Source organism: Actinoplanes flavus (genome assembly GCF_017592555.1).
GTDB classification, from domain to species: domain Bacteria; phylum Actinomycetota; class Actinomycetes; order Mycobacteriales; family Micromonosporaceae; genus Actinoplanes; species Actinoplanes flavus.
On the sequence record NZ_JAGFNS010000025.1, the window covers coordinates 41,620 to 60,926 of the forward strand.

At 71.0% G+C, this 19,307-nt stretch carries 17 protein-coding genes; 14 read left to right on the forward strand and 3 right to left on the reverse strand.

The features are described from left to right. Nucleotides 1–85: 85 nt before the first annotated feature. The 11 genes from J5X75_RS31300 to J5X75_RS31350 all read left to right on the forward strand — a co-directional run bounded on the left by J5X75_RS31300 (nucleotide 86) and on the right by J5X75_RS31350 (nucleotide 13,987). Nucleotides 86–637 carry an RNA polymerase sigma factor gene (locus J5X75_RS31300; RefSeq protein ID WP_307798372.1) on the forward strand — a complete coding sequence of 184 codons (552 nt, stop codon included), beginning with the start codon at nucleotides 86–88 and terminating at the stop codon, nucleotides 635–637. Beyond that, on the forward strand, nucleotides 634–1,467 hold the full coding sequence (locus J5X75_RS31305) for a cupin domain-containing protein (RefSeq protein WP_208471139.1): 834 nt from the start codon (nucleotides 634–636) through the stop codon (nucleotides 1,465–1,467). The genes J5X75_RS31300 and J5X75_RS31305 overlap by 4 nt, the downstream gene beginning before the upstream one ends. Next, the gene (locus J5X75_RS31310) at nucleotides 1,464–2,324 is read left to right on the forward strand and encodes an ABC transporter ATP-binding protein (RefSeq protein ID WP_208471140.1); all 861 of its coding nucleotides are present in this window, start codon (nucleotides 1,464–1,466) and stop codon (nucleotides 2,322–2,324) included. Before J5X75_RS31305 ends, J5X75_RS31310 begins: the two co-directional genes overlap by 4 nt. After that, the gene (locus J5X75_RS31315; protein ID WP_208471141.1) at nucleotides 2,321–3,784 is read left to right on the forward strand and encodes a hypothetical protein; all 1,464 of its coding nucleotides are present in this window, start codon (nucleotides 2,321–2,323) and stop codon (nucleotides 3,782–3,784) included. The genes J5X75_RS31310 and J5X75_RS31315 overlap by 4 nt, the downstream gene beginning before the upstream one ends. Then, nucleotides 3,781–4,428, forward strand: a complete 648-nt coding sequence (locus tag J5X75_RS31320) for a hypothetical protein (RefSeq protein ID WP_208471142.1) — start codon at nucleotides 3,781–3,783, stop codon at nucleotides 4,426–4,428. Before J5X75_RS31315 ends, J5X75_RS31320 begins: the two co-directional genes overlap by 4 nt. Nucleotides 4,429–4,531: 103 nt before the next feature. After that, nucleotides 4,532–6,286, forward strand: coding sequence for an HSP90 family protein (locus J5X75_RS31325; RefSeq protein ID WP_208471143.1), 1,755 nt, complete (start codon nucleotides 4,532–4,534; stop codon nucleotides 6,284–6,286). Continuing rightward, nucleotides 6,283–9,078, forward strand: coding sequence for a tetratricopeptide repeat protein (locus J5X75_RS31330; protein ID WP_208471144.1), 2,796 nt, complete (start codon nucleotides 6,283–6,285; stop codon nucleotides 9,076–9,078). The genes J5X75_RS31325 and J5X75_RS31330 overlap by 4 nt, the downstream gene beginning before the upstream one ends. Before the next feature lie 43 nt (nucleotides 9,079–9,121). Beyond that, nucleotides 9,122–9,727, forward strand: a complete 606-nt coding sequence (locus J5X75_RS31335) for a TetR/AcrR family transcriptional regulator (protein ID WP_208471145.1) — start codon at nucleotides 9,122–9,124, stop codon at nucleotides 9,725–9,727. A 158-nt stretch (nucleotides 9,728–9,885) separates the two neighbouring features. Then, nucleotides 9,886–10,848, forward strand: coding sequence for a hypothetical protein (locus J5X75_RS31340; protein ID WP_208471146.1), 963 nt, complete (start codon nucleotides 9,886–9,888; stop codon nucleotides 10,846–10,848). A 264-nt stretch (nucleotides 10,849–11,112) separates the two neighbouring features. Then, nucleotides 11,113–12,618 carry a chaplin gene (locus J5X75_RS31345; protein ID WP_208471147.1) on the forward strand — a complete coding sequence of 502 codons (1,506 nt, stop codon included), beginning with the start codon at nucleotides 11,113–11,115 and terminating at the stop codon, nucleotides 12,616–12,618. Nucleotides 12,619–12,829: 211 nt separating this feature from the next. Beyond that, a complete protein-coding gene (locus tag J5X75_RS31350) occupies nucleotides 12,830–13,987 on the forward strand; it encodes an acyl-CoA dehydrogenase family protein (protein ID WP_208471148.1) in 1,158 nt (385 codons plus the stop codon). A gap of 7 nt (nucleotides 13,988–13,994) precedes the next feature. Here the strand turns inward: J5X75_RS31350 and J5X75_RS31355 are convergent, their stop codons facing one another. After that, a complete protein-coding gene (locus J5X75_RS31355; protein ID WP_208471149.1) occupies nucleotides 13,995–14,480 on the reverse strand; it encodes a MarR family winged helix-turn-helix transcriptional regulator in 486 nt (161 codons plus the stop codon). Between the two features lie 100 nt (nucleotides 14,481–14,580). On the opposite strand from J5X75_RS31355, the gene J5X75_RS31360 reads away from it, so the two are divergent. Then, complete coding sequence (locus tag J5X75_RS31360) at nucleotides 14,581–15,153, forward strand: YceI family protein (protein WP_208471150.1); 573 nt, start codon at nucleotides 14,581–14,583, stop codon at nucleotides 15,151–15,153. Nucleotides 15,154–15,320: 167 nt separating this feature from the next. Beyond that, nucleotides 15,321–16,793, forward strand: a complete 1,473-nt coding sequence (locus J5X75_RS31365; protein ID WP_208471151.1) for a glutamate-cysteine ligase family protein — start codon at nucleotides 15,321–15,323, stop codon at nucleotides 16,791–16,793. Between the two features lies 1 nt (nucleotide 16,794). Here the strand turns inward: J5X75_RS31365 and J5X75_RS31370 are convergent, their stop codons facing one another. After that, a complete protein-coding gene (locus tag J5X75_RS31370) occupies nucleotides 16,795–17,979 on the reverse strand; it encodes an A24 family peptidase (RefSeq protein WP_208471152.1) in 1,185 nt (394 codons plus the stop codon). A gap of 158 nt (nucleotides 17,980–18,137) precedes the next feature. Between J5X75_RS31370 and J5X75_RS31375 the strand changes: the two genes are divergently transcribed. Then, nucleotides 18,138–18,812 carry a PASTA domain-containing protein gene (locus J5X75_RS31375; RefSeq protein WP_208471153.1) on the forward strand — a complete coding sequence of 225 codons (675 nt, stop codon included), beginning with the start codon at nucleotides 18,138–18,140 and terminating at the stop codon, nucleotides 18,810–18,812. Between the two features lies 1 nt (nucleotide 18,813). Here J5X75_RS31375 and J5X75_RS31380 read toward each other — a convergent pair whose 3' ends face one another. Further along, nucleotides 18,814–19,116 (reverse strand): hypothetical protein, encoded by a 303-nt coding sequence (locus J5X75_RS31380; protein ID WP_208471155.1) that lies wholly within the window; start codon nucleotides 19,114–19,116, stop codon nucleotides 18,814–18,816. Nucleotides 19,117–19,307 lie beyond the last annotated feature (191 nt).

A 19,307-nucleotide genomic window follows, 5' to 3' on the forward strand; every position in this document is an offset into this window, starting at 1 on the left:
CGCTTTCAGCGGCGCCGTTTTCTCGTGAACCGAATCCGCGGCCATCGGCGATAGTCCAGATGTGCGACGGAGAAGATTTCGACCGGTGCCGCCGGTCAGCGAGCAGAGCAGCGACGCTGACCTGCTGCGCGCCATCGCCGACGGGCAGACCGCGGCGCTGCGCCTGCTGCACCACCGGCATGCCGGCTGGCTGCGCGCCCGGCTGCGCCGGCGCTGCGCGGACGTCGATGTGGTCGATGCCGCGATCCAGGACACCTTCGTCGCGGTCTGGGGTGACGCCCGGCGGTATGAGGAGAGGCACGCCGACGCGGCCGCCTGGCTCTGGACCATCGCCGTTCGGCGCATGGTCTCGGCCCTTCGCGGTCCGGCGCACCGCTGGCTGAGTGGCGACTCCGGCGACCTTCCCGACATCGCCACCACACCCTCCGCCGAGGAGCTGGTCCTGCTCGGCGTCGAGCACGGAGCCCTGGGCCCGGCTCTGGACCGGTTGTCACCCGAGCTGCGCCACCTGATCGAGGCCACCGCGCTGGACGGGCTCACCGTCCGGGAGGCGGCGAAGCTGCTCGGCATTCCGGAGGGCACCGCCAAGACCCGGCTGATGCGGGCCCGGATCAGGTTGAGGGAGCTGCTGACATGAGCGAGTGGCACGTGGACCCAGGGCTTCTCCAGCAGTATGAGCAGGGCGTTCTCAATCCGAGCCGGGTCATGGCGGTGGAGGCGCACATGTCGGCCTGCGCCACGTGCCGCGGCCGGGTTCCGGTCGACATCACCTGGCTGACCGGCAACTGGTCGGTCGTCTTCGACAGCATCCACGCGCCGCAGGCCGGCCCCGTTCAGCGGTTGCTGGCCCGGGTGGGCCTGCCCGAGCACCGGTTCCGGCTGCTCACCGCGACCCCGGCGCTGCGCTGGTCGTGGCTGATCGCCACGCTGTCGGTCGGCGCCCTCGCGGTGATCGCGGCCTGGCTGGCCGCAGCCGGCGAGACCGGTGGAGCGAGCCGGTTGTTCCTGGTCCTCGCCCCGGTTCTGCCGGTGGTCGCGGTCTCCGGCGCCTACGGCTCGGGCGTCGACCCCATGCACGAGATCACCGGGACCACACCGTCGGCCGGTCCGGCCCTGGTGCTGTGGCGGGCGGTCGCGGTGATCGGCGCCGCCACGGCGCTGGCCGGCGTCGCCGGGCTCCTGCTGCCCGGTCCGGGGTGGTATGCGGCTGCCTGGCTGCTGCCCGCGTTGCTGCTCTGCACCGGCACGCTCGCGCTGGCCACGGTCTGGTCGCTCCAGGCCGCGGCGGTCGCGCTCGGCGGCCTCTGGCTCACCGGGGTGTGCTGGGTGCTCGGCGACCGGTCCGAGGTCTTCATCCCGTTCGTGTTCGGTCCGATCGCGCAGTTCGTCTACCTCGCCGCGGCGGCCGCCGCCGTGGCCGTCCTGATCCGGCGGCGACGCCACTTCGACCTGGGGGAGAGCCGATGACCACGGTCACCGTGCGGGGACTGTCCAAACGCTACGGATCGCTGACCGCACTCGAAGCCGTCGACCTGGAGATCGGGGTCGGCGTGACCGGGTTGTTGGGCCCCAACGGGGCCGGCAAGAGCACCCTGCTGCGGTGTCTGGCCACCGCGCTCGGGCCGGACAGCGGTTCGATCCGGGTGCACGGATTCGACCCCGCCGTGCCCGCGCAGCGCACCGAGGTGCGGCGCCGGATCGGTTACCTCCCGCAGAATCCCGGGCTGTATCCGAATTTCACCACCTACGACCTGCTCGACTATGTCGCCGTGCTGAAGGAGATGACCGACACGCGGCAGCGGCGCGCCGAGGTGCGGCGGGTGCTCGACGAGGTGGAGCTCACTGACCGAGCGAAGACGAAGGTGCGCAAGCTCTCCGGCGGTATGCGTCAGCGGCTCGGCCTCGCCCAGGCGCTGCTCGGCGACCCGGATCTGGTGATCCTGGACGAGCCGACCGTCGGCCTCGACCCCGAGCAGCGGATGCTGTTCCGGGCGCTGATCTCCCGGATCGGCGAACGCCGGACTGTGCTGCTCTCCACCCATCAGACTGAGGACGTCGGAGCGCTCTGTGAGCGGGTCGTGGTGATGAGCGGCGGCCGGGTGGTCTTCGAGGGCAACCCGCGTGAGCTGGCCGGGGTCGCTGACGGGCAGGTGTGGCTGTCCGGGAATCCACCGGAGGGAAGCGCGGCCTACTGGCGTAACGCGGACGGGCTCTACCGCGTCATCGGACAGCGGCCGGAGGGAGCCGAGGCGGCCCGGCCGTCCATCGAGGACGGATATCTCATGCTGCTGGGCCGGGCCACGATCGCCGAGGTGGCCCGATGACGATCACCATCGAGCGGGTCGAGCGCCCGGTCCCGTCGCCGCGGGTGGCGACCATGGCACTGGCCCGGGCCGAGGCCAGGCGCATGTGGCGCAGCCCCTTCCTCTGGTGCGGGCTGGTGCTGTCGATCGGACTGGGGCTCGCCTGGTCCTGGACCCGGATGCCGACCTGGGAGACGTTCCACGAGAACAGCGGCATGGCGGCCATGGTGCTGGGCGCCGCGCTGCTGCTCGCAGCCCAGTTGGCGGTCGCCCGGGACCAGCGGGCCCGCGCCGTGGAGACCGCACGGACCATGCCCACCGGTCCCGGTCGCCGGAGCATCGGGCTGCTCGTGGTGGTGCCGGTCGCGATACTCGCCGGCGCCGTTCTCTACGCGGCTCTGCTGCTGTTGCTGCTGCCGACGTGGCCGGTCGGGCGGTTCGCGCCCTGGGCGGCCGCCGTGGTCCTCGTCATCCCGCCGACCGGAGCGGTGATCGGCCTGGTGACGGGCCGGCTCCTGCCCGGGCCCGCGACCGGGCCGCTCGCCGTGGTGGCCATCTTCATCGTGCTCTCGGTGCCGTTCGTCATGGGCAGGTCGGACACCGGCGTCTGGCCCGTCACGTTCGTCGTCTGGGACTTCGGATATCGCTATCCCCACGGATGGCACCTGCTCTACCTGATCGGTGTGCTGGTGGCGATCGTCGCGCTGGCGTCCTGGCCGGCCGCGTGGCGCGCCTCTTTGGTGATGGCGACGGTGGCCGCGGTGTTCGCCGGCTATGCCGTTCAGCGTGAGGCGGCGATCACCCCCGACTTCAGCAACGTCGACGAGGCGCTGCAACGGACCGCCCCGGACAAGCTCGACTGCCGGGTTCACGCGGAGGTGCGCTACTGCGCCCTGCCCGGGTACGCGCCATGGATCGAGCACTGGCGGGAGGCCGTCGAACCGGTGGCGCTCCTGCTCCCACCGGACGCGCAGCGACCGTCGGTCCGGCAGATCGCCACCATGGACGACATGAAGCCGATGGTCTCCGGCTACCCCGAAATGGTCACCGACGACACCTGGGGACGGATCGGGTCCTGGGCCGAGGACTCACGGCGCCGGATGGCCCGCGACTACGTGGCCACCACCCTGGGGATTCTCTCGCGGGAGCCCTTCGCCTGGCTCAGTTGTGACGCGTCGGGTCAGCACCGGGCGGTCGTCGGCCTGTGGCTGCTCGGCCGGATCGCGCCCGGCGAGAACTGGACACTGCCGCGAACCCGCTACGGGCAGGCCGAGATCCAAGCCGCGGAGAGTCTGCTGGCCAAGCCGCAGGCCGAGGTCTCGCGATACCTCGCCGACCACTGGTCCGAGGTTCTCGACCCATCGTCGACGGCGCTGGCCGGCCTCGGGGTGACCATCACGCCGCCACCGATTCCCACCGAGCCGCCGGCCGGCCCGGCCGACGGTGCGATCGCCTCGGACGACCGCGGGGTCTGCACATGACCCGGCCGTTGACGCTGCACCTGATCCGGGCCGTGCCGTGGTGGCCGTTCGCCGCGGCGGTGGCGCTGGCCGTCGTGGCTCAGCTGCCGGTGTTCCTGGCCGAGCCCCCGCCCACCATGATCGTGATCGGGTTGCGGCTGGCGGCGGCCGTTCTGGGCGCCGCCGCCGGGTTCGCGCTGCCGGACCTGATGGCGTCCACAGTGATCAGTCCGACGCCGCGGTGGCGGCGGCAGTGGCTGCGGCTGATGGTGCTGCTCGTCCCATCCGTACTGGTCTGGACTCTGCTCTACCTCGCCGTCCGGGATGCCGCCGGCCCGGTGGCGACCTGGCCACACGGGTTCGTGATCCTCCAGGCCGCGGTGTGCGGGTTGCTCCCGGTCGCCGCGGCGGCGGTCGGCGCCCGTTACCGGGACGAAGCGACCGGCGCGCTGTCCGGGCCGGCCGTGCAGGGCGGCGTCCTGGTGGTGAGCCTGTTCTTCACCGATCGCAACTCACCCTGGGCGGTTCCGGCAGGTGACGACTGGACCACGGCTCAGCGTTGCTGGCCGGTTGCGCTGGCATTGGTCCTGGTCACGCTCCTGGCCGCCAACCGGGAGCGGCCCGGAAGCCGCCCAGCGGTCATCGGCCGCCGGCGGTTCGCCTGACGAGGCGCCCCGCTGGACGCCCCACGGGGCCATCGCGATCAGTGCGACTCACCGAGCGATATCGGTCTGATTTTGTCGCAGGCACCCGGTACCGTGCCGCACCGTGAGCAACACGTTCCAGGTCGACCTGCGGGGCATCGTCGATCTGCTCAGCCATCACCTCTACGCGAGCCCCCGCGTGTATGTCCGGGAGCTGCTGCAGAACGCCGTGGACGCGATCACGGCGATCGGCCCCGGGCACGACGGCGTGGTGACGATCGCCTCCTCGGACACCACCGGCGACGGCACCCTGCGGATCGACGACAACGGCATCGGCCTCACCGAGGCACAGGTTCACGAGTTGCTCGCCACCATCGGCCGCAGCTCGAAGCGCGACGAGTTGGGCTTCGCCCGGCACGAGTTCCTCGGCCAGTTCGGCATCGGCCTGCTCTCCTGCTTCCTGGTCGCCGACGAGATCCGGGTGCACACCCGCCGCGAGGGCGCCGCCCCGGTGCTCTGGACCGGCTACGCCGACGGCCGTTACGCGGTGCGTGCCGGCGACGACCGCGAGCCGGGCACCACGGTCACCCTGCTGCCCCGTCGCGGCGCCGAGCACTTCCTGACCGGTTCGACGGTGGCCGAGCTCGCCACCACCTACGGCTCCCTGCTGCCGGTCGCCGTGTCGGTCGACGGTCGTTCGGTCACCACGGGCACCGTGCCCTGGGAGCTGCCACCCGAATCGCGTATGGCGTACGCGCAGCGCACCCTCGGGTTCCGTCCGTTCGACGTGATCGAGCTGAACGTGCCGTCCGCCGGGCTCACCGGCGCCGCGTTCGTGCTGCCCACCCCGGTCAACCCGGCGAGCCGCGGCGGTCACCGGGTCTATCTGAAGCGGATGCTGCTCTCCGAGAGCATCGAGGGCCTGCTGCCCGAGTGGGCCTTCTTCGCCCGCTGCGTGGTCGACAGCACCGAGCTGCGGCCGACCGCGAGCCGGGAGGCGCTCTACGACGACGGCATGCTCGCCGAGACCCGGGAGGCGATCGCCGACCAGCTCCGCGGCTGGCTGGTGCGCTTGTCGGCGACCGACCCGCGCCGTCTCGCCGAGTTCCTGAGCATCCACCACCTCGGCGTGAAGGCACTGGCCCTGCACGACGACGAGATGCTGCGCCTGGTCGAGCAGTGGTACCCGATGCAGACCAACATGGGCGAGGTCACTCTCGCCGAGTTCCGGGCCCGGCACGGTGTCTTGCGGTACGCCGCCACCGCCGACGAGTTCCGGCAGCTCGCGGGTGTCGCCGCGGCCCAGGAGGTGGGCCTGATCAACGGCGGGTACGTGTACGACGCCGAGCTGATCCAGCGCCTCGCCGCCACCGATCCGGAGGTCCGTGCCGAGCGGCTCGACCCGACCGACCTGACCACCCGCTTCAACGGTCTGGACGCGGAGACCGAGCTGCTGCTGCGGCCCTTCCTGGCGGCCGCCCAGCGCCGGCTCGACCGGCTCGGCTGCGAGGTCGTGGTGCGCGCCTTCGACCCGGTCACCATGCCCGCGCTGTATCTGGTGAGCCGTGCCGCGGCCTTCCACGACGAGTTCACCGCGGGCCGGGATCAGGCCGACGACCTGTGGGGCGGGGTGCTGGACGCGCTCTCCCGTACCGTGCCGGCGGACCGGCCGCAGCTGGTTCTCAACCACCGCAACCCGCTGATCCGCCGGATCGCCGCGCTGGGTGACGCCGAGCTCGCCGGCCTGGCCGTCGAGTCGTTGTACGGGCAGGCGCTACTGCTCGGCCACCACCCGATCCGCCCGGCTGACGCCGCACTGCTCACCACGTCGTTCCTCGGCCTGCTGGACCGGGCCGTCCCGGGGGAGGAGACCCGATGAAGACCGCCCAGGAGCTGTGGGAGCTCCTCAACGAGGCGCAGCATCTGCCGTACGGCGCCGCGCAGATCGCCCTGGTGGAGCAGGTTCTCCGGCACGTCGACACGACCGACGACCCGGCGCTGCGGTTCTATGCGCGGCTGTTCGCGACCACCGCGTACATCTACGGCGGCGAGCCGGTGAAGGCGTTCCCGACCTTCTCCTGGTGTGTGGCCGATTTCGATCGCAACCCGGGGCCGTACCACCAGCGCTGGATGCACAACCTGTTGTGGCTGTTCAAGAACATGGTCAACTCCATGACCAAGTTCCCGGAGGTGCCGCTGGAGCGCACCCACGCGGTGCTCGACGACATGGAGCGGCGGTACCGCGAATCCGGCCATGGCATGCAGGCGGTCTACAAGCACCGGTACCTGGTGGCGGAGCACGTCGGGCGGACCGCCGAGGCGACGGAGTGGTTCGAGAAGTGGCAGGCCGCACCGCGCGACACGCTTTCCGACTGTGCCGGCTGCGACCCGACCACCCTGGTCAACCGCCTTGCCGACCAGGAGAGGTACGAGGAGGCCGCCGAACTGGCCGGCCCGGTGCTCGCCGGTGACCTGTCCTGCTCCGAGCAGCCGCAGAGCATTCTCAGCGAGCTGATGGTGGTCTACCTGCGGACCGGCCGGCTGCGGGAGGCCGCCGACGCGCACCGCCGGTCGTACATGATCGAGCGGAACAACCTGGCCGATCTGTGGGGTGTGGGCGACCACATCCGCTTCTGCGCGCGTACCGGCAACGAGCATCGTGGCCTGGAGATCCTCCAACGGCACGTCGACTGGCTGGACCAGGCGCCGTCACCGGCCGCCGCCATGAACTTCGCGGCGTCCGCGGTGCTGCTGCTGCGCCGGCTCACCGAGCTCGGCCACGGCGACACGCTGATCCGCCGGTCCGGCCGGGCCGACGTCACCGCCTCGGCCCTGGCCGGTGAGCTGGAGACGTTCACTCTCGAGACGGCGGCCCGGTTCGACGCCCGCAACGGCACCCGGCACCAGAGCGGCCTGATGGTCGAGGTGATGGAGTCGAAACCGTACGGCGTGACCGTTCCGCTCTCGCCGACCGCGCGCCGGCCGGTGTCGCCGGAGACGGAGCCCGTGGCGGCGGAGCCCGTGCGCGTGGTGGCGCCGCCGGTGGAGGTGCCGGAGACGGCCACCGCCGCGGAGCTGATCGACCTGGCCGGGGAGCACTGGCTGGAGGACCGCGAGGAGGCCCTCCGGACGGTGCTGGCGGCCTTCGACGCCCGTTTCGAGGTGCCCGCCGATCCGGCGTTGGCCGCCCGCCTCTGGCTGTTGCGTGGTTTCGCGGCGCGGGACGACGACGGTGCGGCCACCCGGTCCGCCTGGGAGCGGGCCGCCGCACTGTTCACCGAGGCCGGGGACACGGGTGAGGCCGGCATGACGCGGGCCCGGCTGGCCGTGCAGAAGGCCTGGACGGACGAGCCGACCGAGGAGTTGCTGGCCGTCGTGAAGGCGAATGTCGCCTACCACGACGCGCACGGCGACGCGCGCAGCCGGGCGAACGCGTGGATCCGTCTGTCCCAAATGTACCGACTCATGCAGCGGCTGGACGAGGCGAACGAGGCCGGTGACCGATCGGACCGCTTCGCCGAGGAAGCCGGTGACCCGCGGCGGGTGGCGTACCACGCGATGGTCCGGGCGCAGAACCGCGCGCTGGCCGACCGGACCGAGGAGGCCGGCGCGGCCGCCCGTCTGGCGTGGGACTTCTACCGGGCGCACGGTCCGGTCCGGATCGCCGCCGAGGCCGCCGTGATCGTCGGTCGGCTCAGCGAGTCACCGGAGGAGACGGTGGCCGTGCTCAGCGAGGCGCTCGCGGCCGGTGTGCCCGGCGCCGAGCTGCCGGCCCGCCTGAGCCGGGCCCGCGCCCTGATGAACCTGGACCGCCCGGACGAGGCGATCGACGACTACGTCGAGGTGGTCGCGCTGGTCGCGGCCGACGGTGACGGCGACGGCGGTGGCGTCTTCGTCCGGCACGAGCTGGCGCAGGCGTACCAGCACGCCGGCCGTCCGGCGGAGGCGGCGGAGGTGGCCGAGGAGGCGCTGCTCGGCTTCGACCGGCTGGGCGCCGAGGAACCCGCCCTCGACACCCGGTTCCTGCTGGCCGCCATCTACCGCGACCTCGACGACAGCAGCCGGGCGCTCCAGCTCTACCGCGACCTGATCGAGCGGCTGGAGGGCAATCCGGCCGGCCGGGGCCAGGTCGGCGAGCAGGCCGGTCAGCTGCTGTACGACCTGGACCGCGACAGCGAGGCCGCGCTGACCTTCCGGGCCGCGGCCGAAGCGCTGCACGAGGCCGGTGACCTGGTCGCCGAACTGCGGGTGCTGCGCCGCCGGCTGATGGCGCTCAACTACGCCGACGAGGTGCCGGAGGCCGAGGAGGTCATCCGGTTCGTCGAGCGACGGTACGCGGAACTGCCCGCCGAGCTGGCCGGGCAGCCGGGTGTCGTCTGGGGCCGGTCCATCTTCGCTTTCGAGGTGGGCAACCTGCTGATGCGCCGGGGCCGCTACGCCGAGGCGCTGCCCCACCTGCGGGGTGCGGTGGAGCCGTTGCGCGGTATCGGCGCGGTGGACGACGCCGACCGGCTGGAGGGCATGCTGGCCGAGGCGCTGCTGCGTTCCGGGTCACCGCGGGAGGCCGAGCGGATGCTCGGTGACCTGCTGAAGCGGATGAGTCCGGATTCGCCCACCCGGGAGCTGGCCACCGACCTGTACGCCGAGGCGCAGGCGGCCGTCCAGGGGTGAACGACCGTTTAGTCCGGACTTGACATCGGGTTACAGTTGCGAGGTGACGACGGTAGATCAGCGGCACCGGACCACCCCACCGGCGCCTCGGCGGCGGTCGCGCCGCGACGAGATTCTGGAAATCGCGGTGGGCCTGTTCGCCTCCCGTGGCTATCACGGCGTGTCGATGGACGACATCGGTTCCGCCGCCGGCGTCACCGGCCCGGCTCTGTACCACCACTTCGCGGGCAAGGAGGCGATGCTGGTCGCCGCCCTGATCCCGGTCAGCGAAAGCCTGTTGGAGGGCGGCCAGGCCCGCGTCGCCCGGCATCCGGACGACGCGGAGGCCGCCCTCGCCGATCTGATCGACTTCCATGTCGACTTCGCGCTGGCCAACCCGGCGGTGATCGCCCTGCACCTGCACGAGCTGGACCGCCTGCCGGAGGATCCGCGCCGGCAGATCCGCAAGCTGCAACGGCTCTATGTGGAGGAATGGGTGGCCGTGCTGTCCCGCGTCCGTCCGGAACTGCCCGCTCCCGAGGCCCGGGTGCTGGCCCACGCGGCGTTCGGTCTGATGAACTCCACACCGTTCCTCGGCGGCGAGGTGGATCGGGTGCGCAGGGCCGCTCTGCTGCGTGACGCGACGATCCACGCACTGACCGGACACTAAGGACCAGTGTGATTTTCGCTGCTTTTTCCTGCGATCATTTTTCCGATTTGTCCGCGTGACTTTCACGTCGCTCCCGTCGTTACCAATACCGAGTGACCAATACCGCCTGTTTGCACTGAACAGGGCTAATCGGTCACCGTGACGACGAGGGGTGAACCATGGCGGACTGGGGGGTCGAGCGCGACGAGCGCGCGACGTGCCGGTCTCTGCCAAGCACCCATGGCGGCTCCCCGCTCATGCCGTCCCACAGCCAGGGGGCGGAGCGGCGGACGGAGCGCCGCGCGGGCCGTACCGGATCCCGGTGGATCCTGCGTGCAGTCGTCGTCGGAGGCCTGGCCGGAGCGGCCTGGTTGCTCACCGGCTCCGCCGCGCACGCCGCGGACCACGATGACCTGATCGGGTCCGTGTTGTCCGAGGTGGCGTCGGTGACCGGGAACGAACCCACGGTCGGCGAACTCCTCGAGGCGGCTGCCCGGCCGCTGGAGCCGTCCATGCCGGTGGAGGCGATCGACGAGATCGTGGACGAGGTGACCGCGATCGACGGCGAGCCCGTCGGTGCGTCGCTGCGAACGGTGGTCACCGCCCCGCGTGCCAGCGGTGGAACGGTGGACGGCCGGGCGCAGTCGCGGCCGGCGACGACCGTCGCGGAACCCGTGACCGAACCTGTTCCGGTGGATTATCCGCTGGAACCGCCGGCGGCCGCCGCGGCTCCGGTGACCGTCGTCGACGTCACGGCCGCCGTGCCGGACGCGAAACGGCCGGAGAAACCGGTCCTCACGCGTACCGGAAAGGCGAAGCCGAAAAAGGCGAAAGCCGTGGCCGGTAAGGCCAGGGCACAGTTCAGGCCCGAGGCTCAACGGCGCATCCCGGCCGCCCGGCCGGCGCCGGAGACCGCACGTGACGAGGTGCCCGACGACGGGCCCACGCCACGGCGGATGAACCTCGGGGCAGTCAGCGGAATCCCGGCCAACGGCTCGGGAGCGTCCCCGGAGGCCGGCTCGGTAGCCGTTCTTCCGGCCCGGCTCGCGAACGGCGCGGTGGCGAACCATCGGCTACCGGTAGCGGCCGACGTCGAGGCCCGGCGGAACGACGCCGAGGCACCGACCGTCTCGCCTGACTAGTGACGGCGCTCCGCCAACCCTTCACCGGCGCTTCATAGGGCGTCCGGGAAGCGATTCCTGAACCGTTTGCGCACAAACGGCGAATCGTCAAAAGGGCATCACCTTCACCGCAATCGAAGCGCCACCTCAGGGCGCGTGTCGACAGGCGGAGTCAGGGCTTGAAAAGTGCCAGGGCACCGCTGCGCCCAAAAACTGTGGTTCCGGACCGAACAAATGAATACGCGGAAACAATGCTGACCATTTGCGAAAGGCAAATCTTTTCTGATGAAGAAGACTTGGGTTCGTAAGACTCTGAGTGTCGGCGTCCTGGCCGCCGGTGCCCTCCTGCTGGCCCCGGCCGCGGTCGCCCAGGCCGACGTCGACCAGGCAACGTTCAACAACTTCGGCGCGGCCAACGGCACCCAGGTCGCCATGCCGATCACCGTGCCGGTGAACCTGGTCGGCAACTCGGTCGGCGCCCTCGGCTCGGCGCAGGCGTCCGGTGCCGGCGCCAACAAGGTCGAGAACGGTGGTGGCGGGACCAAGCAGCGCTCGTTCAACAACTACGGCGCGCTGAACGGCACTCAGGTGGCCGTTCCGGTCAACGTTCCGGTCAACGTGACGGGCAACGCCGCGGCTGTGGCCGGGCATGCGACCGCCAAGGGCGTCAGCGCCAACCAGGTGGAGTCCGCCCGGACCCCGGAGAGCATCTGGGGCGGCGGTCCCGGCGGCGGCAGCAGCCCGGACCAGCTGAGCTACAACAACTACGGCGCCCTGAACGGCAACCAGGTGTCCGTGCCGATCAACATCCCGATCAACGCCTGCGGCAACGCCCTCGCGTTGCTCGGTAGCGCGACCGCGAGTGGCATCTGCGCGAACCAGATCGGCCCGACCTACCGCATGGCCCACCCGCAGGAGAGCAAGAAGCTCGGCAAGCGCACCGAGAGCGCCACCAATGCCGGGGGCGGCTTCGGCGACCAGGTCACCACCGGCAACTACGGTCTCCTGAACGGCAACCAGGTGTCGGTGCCGATCAACATCCCGATCAACGCGTGTGGCAACGCGATCGGCGTGCTCGGCTTCGCGAACGCGACCGGCATCTGCGCGAACCAGATCGGTGGCGGCGGCGGCCAGCCGATCAGCTTCAACCCGGGTGGCGGTCACCCGGGCGGCGGCCAGAACCCCGGCGGCGGCTTCCCGGGTGGCGGCTTCCCCGGCGGTAACGTCCTCCCCGGCGGCGGTGTCCTCCCGGGCGGCGTTCTCCCCGGCGACGGTTACCCGGGCGGCTTCTACCCCGGTGACTTCGACGGGGGCCCGGACTACGGGATCCTGCCGGTGCACAACTACGTGCCGTACTACCCGGTTCCGGACTACCTCCTCGACGACTGCGACGAGTTCCTGGGTGACCTCGGCCCGGACGGCCCGCGGGGGGACTACTACCCCGGCCACCGGAAGCCGAAGTTCAAGGGCAACGGCATCGTCAAGGGCGCCGGTGACCAGTGGACGCCGGGTGACGTCGACGACGTCCGCGACCAGGACGTCAAGGGCGGCAAGGCCAACGCCAACGCCGGGTACGACAAGGGCGGCAACCGCGGCGACGACTTCCCGGCCGACACGAAGGACGACTTCGAGGCCCCGAGCGACGACAACGACGTCAGCCCGGACAAGTACGGCAAGGGCAACGGCGGCCGGGCGAACGAGAAGTCCCCGGTCTCCGCGCTGACCAAGGACCTGGGCGGCGTTCGCTCGGGCAGCTTCGGCGGCCTGGACCTGCTCGACACCCTGCGCTGACCGCACGTGGTGGAAGGCCGGGTTGCGCCGGTCCCGGGCGCGACTCGCATCGGCACGTGACGCCGATGACCGCCGGCGCGACTCCACGGCGCCGGTAGCAGTGAAACGAACGGGAGTCTCCGTGACGGGGACTCCCGTTCGTCGTTGCCGCCTCCCGAAGCGTGAGATAACCTAACGTCCGTTAAGCCTAACGAGCGTTAAGGATGGGGCAATGGTCGACTTCCGGCTCGGTGATGAGTATGCGGAGTTGCGCGACAGCGTGCGGCAGTTCGCGCAGGAGCAGATCGCGCCGGTGATCGCTGAGCACTACGAGAACAAGACCTTCCCGTACGAGATCGTGCGCCAGATGGGGAAGATGGGCCTTTTCGGTCTCCCGTTCCCGGAGCAGCACGGCGGGATGGGCGGTGACTACTTCGCGCTCTGCCTGGCGCTCGAGGAGCTGGCCCGCGTCGACAGCTCGGTCGCCGTCACCCTGGAGGCCGCCGTCTCGCTGGGCGCCATGCCGATCTTCCGGTACGGCACCGACGAGCAGAAGAAGCAGTGGCTCCCCCGGCTGACCAGCGGTGAGGCGCTCGCCGCCTTCGGCCTGACCGAGCCGGGCACCGGGTCGGACGCGGCCGGCACCACCACCCGTGCGGTGCTCGACGAGAGCACCGGCGAATGGGTGATCAACGGAACCAAGGCGTTCATCACGAACTCCGGCACCGATATCACCTGCCTGGTCACGGTGATGGCGGTGACCGGCACCAACCCGGACGGCAGCAAGGAGCTGTCGACCATCATCGTCCCGTCCGGCACGCCCGGATTCACGGTGGCGCCGGGCTACTCGAAGGTCGGCTGGTGCGCGTCGGACACCCACGAGCTGTCCTTCGACGAGGTCCGGGTGCCGGCCGCCAACCTGCTCGGCGAACGCGGCCGCGGTCTGGCCCAGTTCCTGCGCATCCTCGACGAGGGCCGGATCGCGATCGCCGCGCTGTCGGTCGGCCTGGCTCAGGGGTGCGTCGACGAGTCGGTGACGTACGCCGGCAACCGCACCGCCTTCGGCCGGCCGATCGGCGCCAACCAGGCCGTCCAGTTCCTGATCGCGGACATGGACATGCGCGCCCACGTGGCCCGGCTCGGCTACTACGACGCCGCCGCCCGGATGCTCGCCGGCGAGGACTTCAAGCGGTACGCCGCGATCGCCAAGCTGAACGCCAGCAACGCCGCCATGGAGAACAGCCGCTACGCCACCCAGGTGCACGGCGGCTACGGATTCATGAACGAGTCCGCGGTCGGCCGGTTCTACCGGGACGCCAAGATCCTCGAGATCGGCGAGGGCACCTCCGAGGTGCAGCGCATGCTCATCGCGCGGGGCCTCGGCCTGTAGTGATCGATCAGGCGGGCAGCGCGGACTCCGTGCTGCCCGCCGTCGCGCACGGGTTGACCGCGTCCCGGACCGTGCGCAGCGAATCCAGCAGCTGGGTCAGCTGCTCCTCGGGAAGCAAACCGACATACCACCGCTGAACCAGCTCCAGGTGGCCCGGCAGGACCTCGGTGAGCCGCCGCATGCCCTCGTCGGTGATGACGGCGTAGGAGCTGCGCCGATCGCTCGGGCACGCCTCCCGGCGGACCAGCCCGCTGCGCTCCATCCGGTCGACGACCCGGGTGACACCGCTCGTGGAGAGGGTGGTCTGCCCGGCCAGATCGGTCATCCGCAGGTGATTGCCGGGGGACCGGGCCAGTCTCATCAGCACCTCGAACTCCACCGGGGAGAGCCGGTGCTCCTCGAACTGTGCGGCCAGCCGGTTCATCAGGCCCGTGTAGGCCTCCGCGAGCAGCCCGACGGCGGTGAGGCGCGGGTCGTCCAGGTCCTTGTTCACGCTTCGACTCTAGCAGGCACTTGACAGGAGGAATATTGCGGCGCATATAGTTGCTCCGTCAGACAAGCATCCGGACCGAGCTTCGAGAGAAGGCAGTGTCATGACCGTCAGCACCCGTGAGTTCGAAGGCCTCCAGATTCCCGCCGCCGGCACCTACGAGCTGGACGCGGCGCACAAGCGGGTCGGCTTCGTGGTGAAGCACCTCATGGTGAGCAAGGTCCGCGGCCAGTTCGCCGAGGCGACCGCCACCGTCACCGTGGCGGAGAACCCGCTGGAGTCCTCGGTCGTCGCCTCCATCAAGACCGCCAGCGTCGAGACCGGCCAGACCGACCGGGACAACCACCTGCGCACCGGCGACTTCTTCGAGGCCGAGAAGTACCCGACGATGGAGTACCGCAGCACCGGCGTGAAGTCGCACGCGGGCGCCGAGTTCGTCCTCGACGGCGAGCTCACCATCAAGGGCATCACCCGGCCGGTCGAGCTGGTCGTCGAGTTCGAGGGCGCCACCACCAGCCCGTACGGGCAGCATCTCTTCGGGTTCAGCGCGCACACCGAGATCGACCGCGAGGACTGGGGCCTGACCTACAACATGGCCCTGGAGACCGGCGGCGTGATGATCGGCAAGAAGGTCAAGATCGAGATCGAGGGCGAGGCCATCCTGCAGCAGGGCTGACCGTCCTGATCGGAGAACGCCGTCCGGGTTCCGGGCGGCGTTCTCCGTGTCTCCGGATGTCTGGCGGTCGTCCGCGAGGGATGGCAGGGTGAACCGAGCGCAGTCGTTCGTTCACAGAGCGGTGATCGATATCCGTTTCGTCCCCGGCCGTCCCGGGAGGGCAGCACATGGGCAAGGAACTGGTGACCGCCGTCTTCTCGCCGCATGATCGGGTGCTGTTCCGGCGGCGGGTGCGCCGTGGGCTCGACGCGCTGACCGGGATGCTCGAGGACGGCCGGTTCGAGCCCGGCGACCCGACCACCGGCCTGGAGATCGAGATCAACCTGGTCGACGCGGAGGCCGCCCCGGCCATGCGCAACGCCGAGGTCCTGGCCGACCTGGCCGATCCCCGCTTCCAGTTGGAGCTGGGCCGGTTCAACCTCGAACTGAACGTGCCACCCCGGTCGCTGGCCGGCGACGGGCTCGCCGACTACGAGCGAGAGATCCTGCAGGCGCTGTGTGCGGCTGGTGAGTCCGCCCGCAAACGGGAGACCCGGCTCATCCTGATCGGGATGCTGCCCACCCTCACCGCCGGTCAACTGGTGCACGCCGACATCTCCGACAACGAGCGGTTCCGCGCCCTGGACGCCGAGATCGCGGGCGCCCGCGGTGACGACTTCCGGATCGACATCCGAGGCCCCGAGCGGCTGCTGACCAGCAGCGACACCATCGCTCCGGAGGGCGCCTGCACGAGCGCGCAGTTCCACCTGCGGGTCGACCCGGCCGACTTCGCCCGGTACTGGAACGCGTCCCAGGCGATCGCCGGAGTCCAGCTGGCGCTCGGCGCCAACGCTCCGTTCCTCTACCGGCGGCGGCTCTGGGCGGAGACCCGGATCCCGTTCTTCGAGCAGGCCACCGATGCGCGCCCGGACGAGTTCGCGGCACAGGGCGTACGACCGAGGGTCTGGTTCGGCGACCGCTGGATCGATTCGATCCTGGACCTGTACGAGGAGAACGTCCGGTACTTCCCACCGTTGCTGCCGGAGCTCGGTGACGAGGACCCGGCCGCCGTCCTGGCCGCCGGCGGCATCCCCGAACTGGCCGAACTACGCCTGCACAACGGCACTGTCTACCGCTGGAACCGGCCGGTCTACGACGTCACCGGCGGCCGCCCGCACCTGCGGGTGGAGAACCGGGTCCTGCCGTCCGGCCCCACCGTGGCGGACATGCTCGCCAACGCGGCGTTCTACTTCGGGCTCGTCCGGCAGCTCGCCGAGGAGGATCCGCCACTCTGGGCGTGCCTGGACTTCGCGGCGGCCGAGGCCGGCTTCCGGACCGGAGCGCGCGACGGGATCGAGGCCCGGCTGTTCTGGCCCGGTCGCGGCGAGGTGCCGGTCACCGATCTGGTGCGCGACGTGCTGCTTCCCCGCGCCCATTCCGGTCTGGACCGGTACGGGGTGCACCCGGCGCATCGGGACCGGTTTCTCGGCATCATCGAGGACCGCTGCCGGACCCGGCGCAACGGCGCCGTCTGGCAGAGCGAGACGGTCCGCACCGTGCAGGAGCGCGGGCTGGACCGGGTGGTGGCGCTACGCGAGATGACGCAGCGCTACCTCGAATTCCAGCGCACCAACGAGCCGGTGCACACCTGGCCGATCTGAGCTATTTGCCGGACTTCTTGGGATCGTCCGGGTTGATCCGGGCCACCGTCGGGCTGGCCGGCGGCGGGGTGATCGTGGACCGCGGAGCGGTGTCGCCGTTGCCGTTGCGGCGCTTGGCCGGGGTGCGGCCGCTCGGGCGGGACGCCTCGGCGACCTCCGGGTCGACCGGATCCGGCTTGGTGGGAGTCGCCGCCTTCGCCGGCGCGGACGCGGTCACCCGGCCGGTCGCCTTGGCCGGCTTCGCCGGGGTGCTCTCCGTCTTCGGGACGGAAACGGAGACGGGGGCGGGGGCGGGGGCGGGGACGGGGACGGGAGTCAGCCGACCGCGCCGGCCCGCCACCAGGGCCACGGTGAGCGCGGATCCGCCCAGGCCGGCGAGGACGGCGTACGGCGCGATCAGGTACGCCGACTCCAGCGGCCCCATCGCCTCGGTCAACAGTGGCGCCAGGGTGAGGAACGAGAAGGCGACCAGCAGCGGCCCGACCGCGCCGGAGATCGCCGTGCCCAGCCCCAGCTCGCCCCTCAGCGCCGCCGGACCGGCCGCCACCAGCCCGATGACGAACGCCGCGACCAGGGTCAGCAGGGCGCTCGGCCAGTAGATCCCGCCGTAGCGGACCGGGCTCACCGACTCGGCGAACTGCCAGCTGGTCAGGTAGGTGGCGAAGTCGCGCCCGGTGAGCAGTTCGGCCACCACGCCGGCGATGGCCAGTGTCCACAGCCACAGCGCGGTGCCGATCAGGTTGGCCGCGACCGGGGTGGACGACACCGCCCAGAACGCGACCACCAGGCCGGCCAGCAGGCCGGCGAGCGCGTACCCGCTGGCGACCAGCTGGGGTGACAGGGTGTCGGCGCGGACCGCGGACCGGGCCGGTAGCGCGACCAGGACGACCGACACCAGCGCGCCCACCGCCGAGGCGGTCGCCAGCGCGAAGCGCCAGAGCGCCCGCCACCGGCCGGGGCGTTCGGCTCGCAGCCGGCCGGCGATGACCGCCCCGAGCACCGTGGCGCTCGCGGTGATCCAGGTCGCCCAGCCGAGGCTGCCCAGCCAGACGCTGTCGGCGTCGGCGAGGGTGACCGGCCAGGTGATGACACCCAGGCCGTAGCCCAGACCCAGTTGAGCGGCCCCGGTCCCGGCCGCGATGCCGGCCGCGGTGGCAGCCTGTGTTGTCCAGCCATTCTCGGCCATGCCGGGCACTGTACTGGTCCTCGCCGATGTCTGGGAAATGGTCACCGAGGGTCGGCATTCGACCGCTTTCCGGCTGGTGGAAACCACAACCAGGCCGCAAGATTCGATACCTTGACGCTGCGACTAGCGCGGATGTACGGAGCGGAAGGGGCGCGGTGATGCCCGAGGAGCGCGAACCCGAGCGGGATGACGAGACCCGCCCGCTGTCGTCAGTGGACGAGCAGCCGTCCCCGCAACCGGAGGACCCTGGCGCGGACGTGTGGACCGGCCGGGCCGGTGTCCGGCCCTACGGGGCCTATCGCCGCGAGCAGTTCGACGAGGACGGCGACTGGGCCGACCGCGGGCCCGCCGAGCCGTCCGGCCGCTGGTGGGCGCCGATCGCCATCGGCACCGTCTCGCTGATCCTGCTCGGGTTGCTCGGCTTCGGCATCGTGGTGATCGTGCAGAACGCGGACGGGGAGGTCGAGACGCCGGGCGCCACACCCACCGTGCGCGCCACCACGACCGAGCCGGCCGACCCCGGCATCACGACCCCGCCCACGGTGACCGAGACGATCACCACACCCGCGACGACCGACGCGGCGGAACGCGAGGTGACCGTGCCGGCGCTACGCGGGATGCCGCTGGCCGACGCACAGGCGGCACTGACCCGCTCCCGACTCGGATACCGGGTGATCCGCCGGGAGAGCGACGCCGAGCCGGGAACGGTGATCAACTGCGACCCCCCGGAGGGCCTGCAGGTGCCGTCGGACACACGGGTGACCCTGATCGTGGCCATCGCGCGGACGGACGACCCGTCTCCGGCGACACCGGCGGCCTCCGCCGGAGGCTGAATCAGCGCGGGGTCCGGACCGTCCGCGCGGGCGCCACCCCGGGGCGGGTGGCCGGCTGGCGACTGTTGCGCAGCCGCGGATCGGGCGCCTTCCCCGCCGGGCGAAGACCATTGACCTGTACGAAGATCGAGCGGCGTTCGACCGCGTCACCGGCCGAGTTCAGTTCGTAGCCGTCCAGCCAGACCCACCCCTCGTAGGTCGGCCAGTCGTGGACCCGGATGACCCGGAAGAGCATCGGTGATGCGAATTGGACGCTCGCCGCTCTCGTCACGTGGATGACATCACCGGACCGAGGTAGAACCACGTCATCTCCTGCCCTGAGACCCGTGTAGATGGACTTTGGTGACCTAGGCGCACCAGTTTGCCGGTTTGGTACGCCCTTGCAAGCCTCCGACGGGTTTGACCATCGAAGGAGGTTGCGGAACGTCACTATCGCCGATCACACCTACCCGGTTTCGGGAGAAGGTCCACCATGGACCAGAAGTGGCTCGGCGC

What these genes read in the sequence shown, in the direction of transcription:
- J5X75_RS31330 (WP_208471144.1), top strand. Translation starts at nt 6,283, where the DNA reads ATGAAGACCGCCCAGGAGCTGTGGGAGCTCCTCAACGAGGCGCAGCAT.
- J5X75_RS31365 (WP_208471151.1), top strand. Translation starts at nt 15,321, where the DNA reads ATGGGCAAGGAACTGGTGACCGCCGTCTTCTCGCCGCATGATCGGGTG.
- J5X75_RS31340 (WP_208471146.1), top strand. Translation starts at nt 9,886, where the DNA reads ATGGCGGACTGGGGGGTCGAGCGCGACGAGCGCGCGACGTGCCGGTCT.
- J5X75_RS31350 (WP_208471148.1), top strand. Translation starts at nt 12,830, where the DNA reads ATGGTCGACTTCCGGCTCGGTGATGAGTATGCGGAGTTGCGCGACAGC.
- J5X75_RS31305 (WP_208471139.1), top strand. Translation starts at nt 634, where the DNA reads ATGAGCGAGTGGCACGTGGACCCAGGGCTTCTCCAGCAGTATGAGCAG.
- J5X75_RS31320 (WP_208471142.1), top strand. Translation starts at nt 3,781, where the DNA reads ATGACCCGGCCGTTGACGCTGCACCTGATCCGGGCCGTGCCGTGGTGG.
- J5X75_RS31315 (WP_208471141.1), top strand. Translation starts at nt 2,321, where the DNA reads ATGACGATCACCATCGAGCGGGTCGAGCGCCCGGTCCCGTCGCCGCGG.
- J5X75_RS31360 (WP_208471150.1), top strand. Translation starts at nt 14,581, where the DNA reads ATGACCGTCAGCACCCGTGAGTTCGAAGGCCTCCAGATTCCCGCCGCC.
- J5X75_RS31375 (WP_208471153.1), top strand. Translation starts at nt 18,138, where the DNA reads ATGCCCGAGGAGCGCGAACCCGAGCGGGATGACGAGACCCGCCCGCTG.
- J5X75_RS31370 (WP_208471152.1), bottom strand. Translation starts at nt 17,979, where the DNA reads ATGGCCGAGAATGGCTGGACAACACAGGCTGCCACCGCGGCCGGCATC.
- J5X75_RS31310 (WP_208471140.1), top strand. Translation starts at nt 1,464, where the DNA reads ATGACCACGGTCACCGTGCGGGGACTGTCCAAACGCTACGGATCGCTG.
- J5X75_RS31345 (WP_208471147.1), top strand. Translation starts at nt 11,113, where the DNA reads ATGAAGAAGACTTGGGTTCGTAAGACTCTGAGTGTCGGCGTCCTGGCC.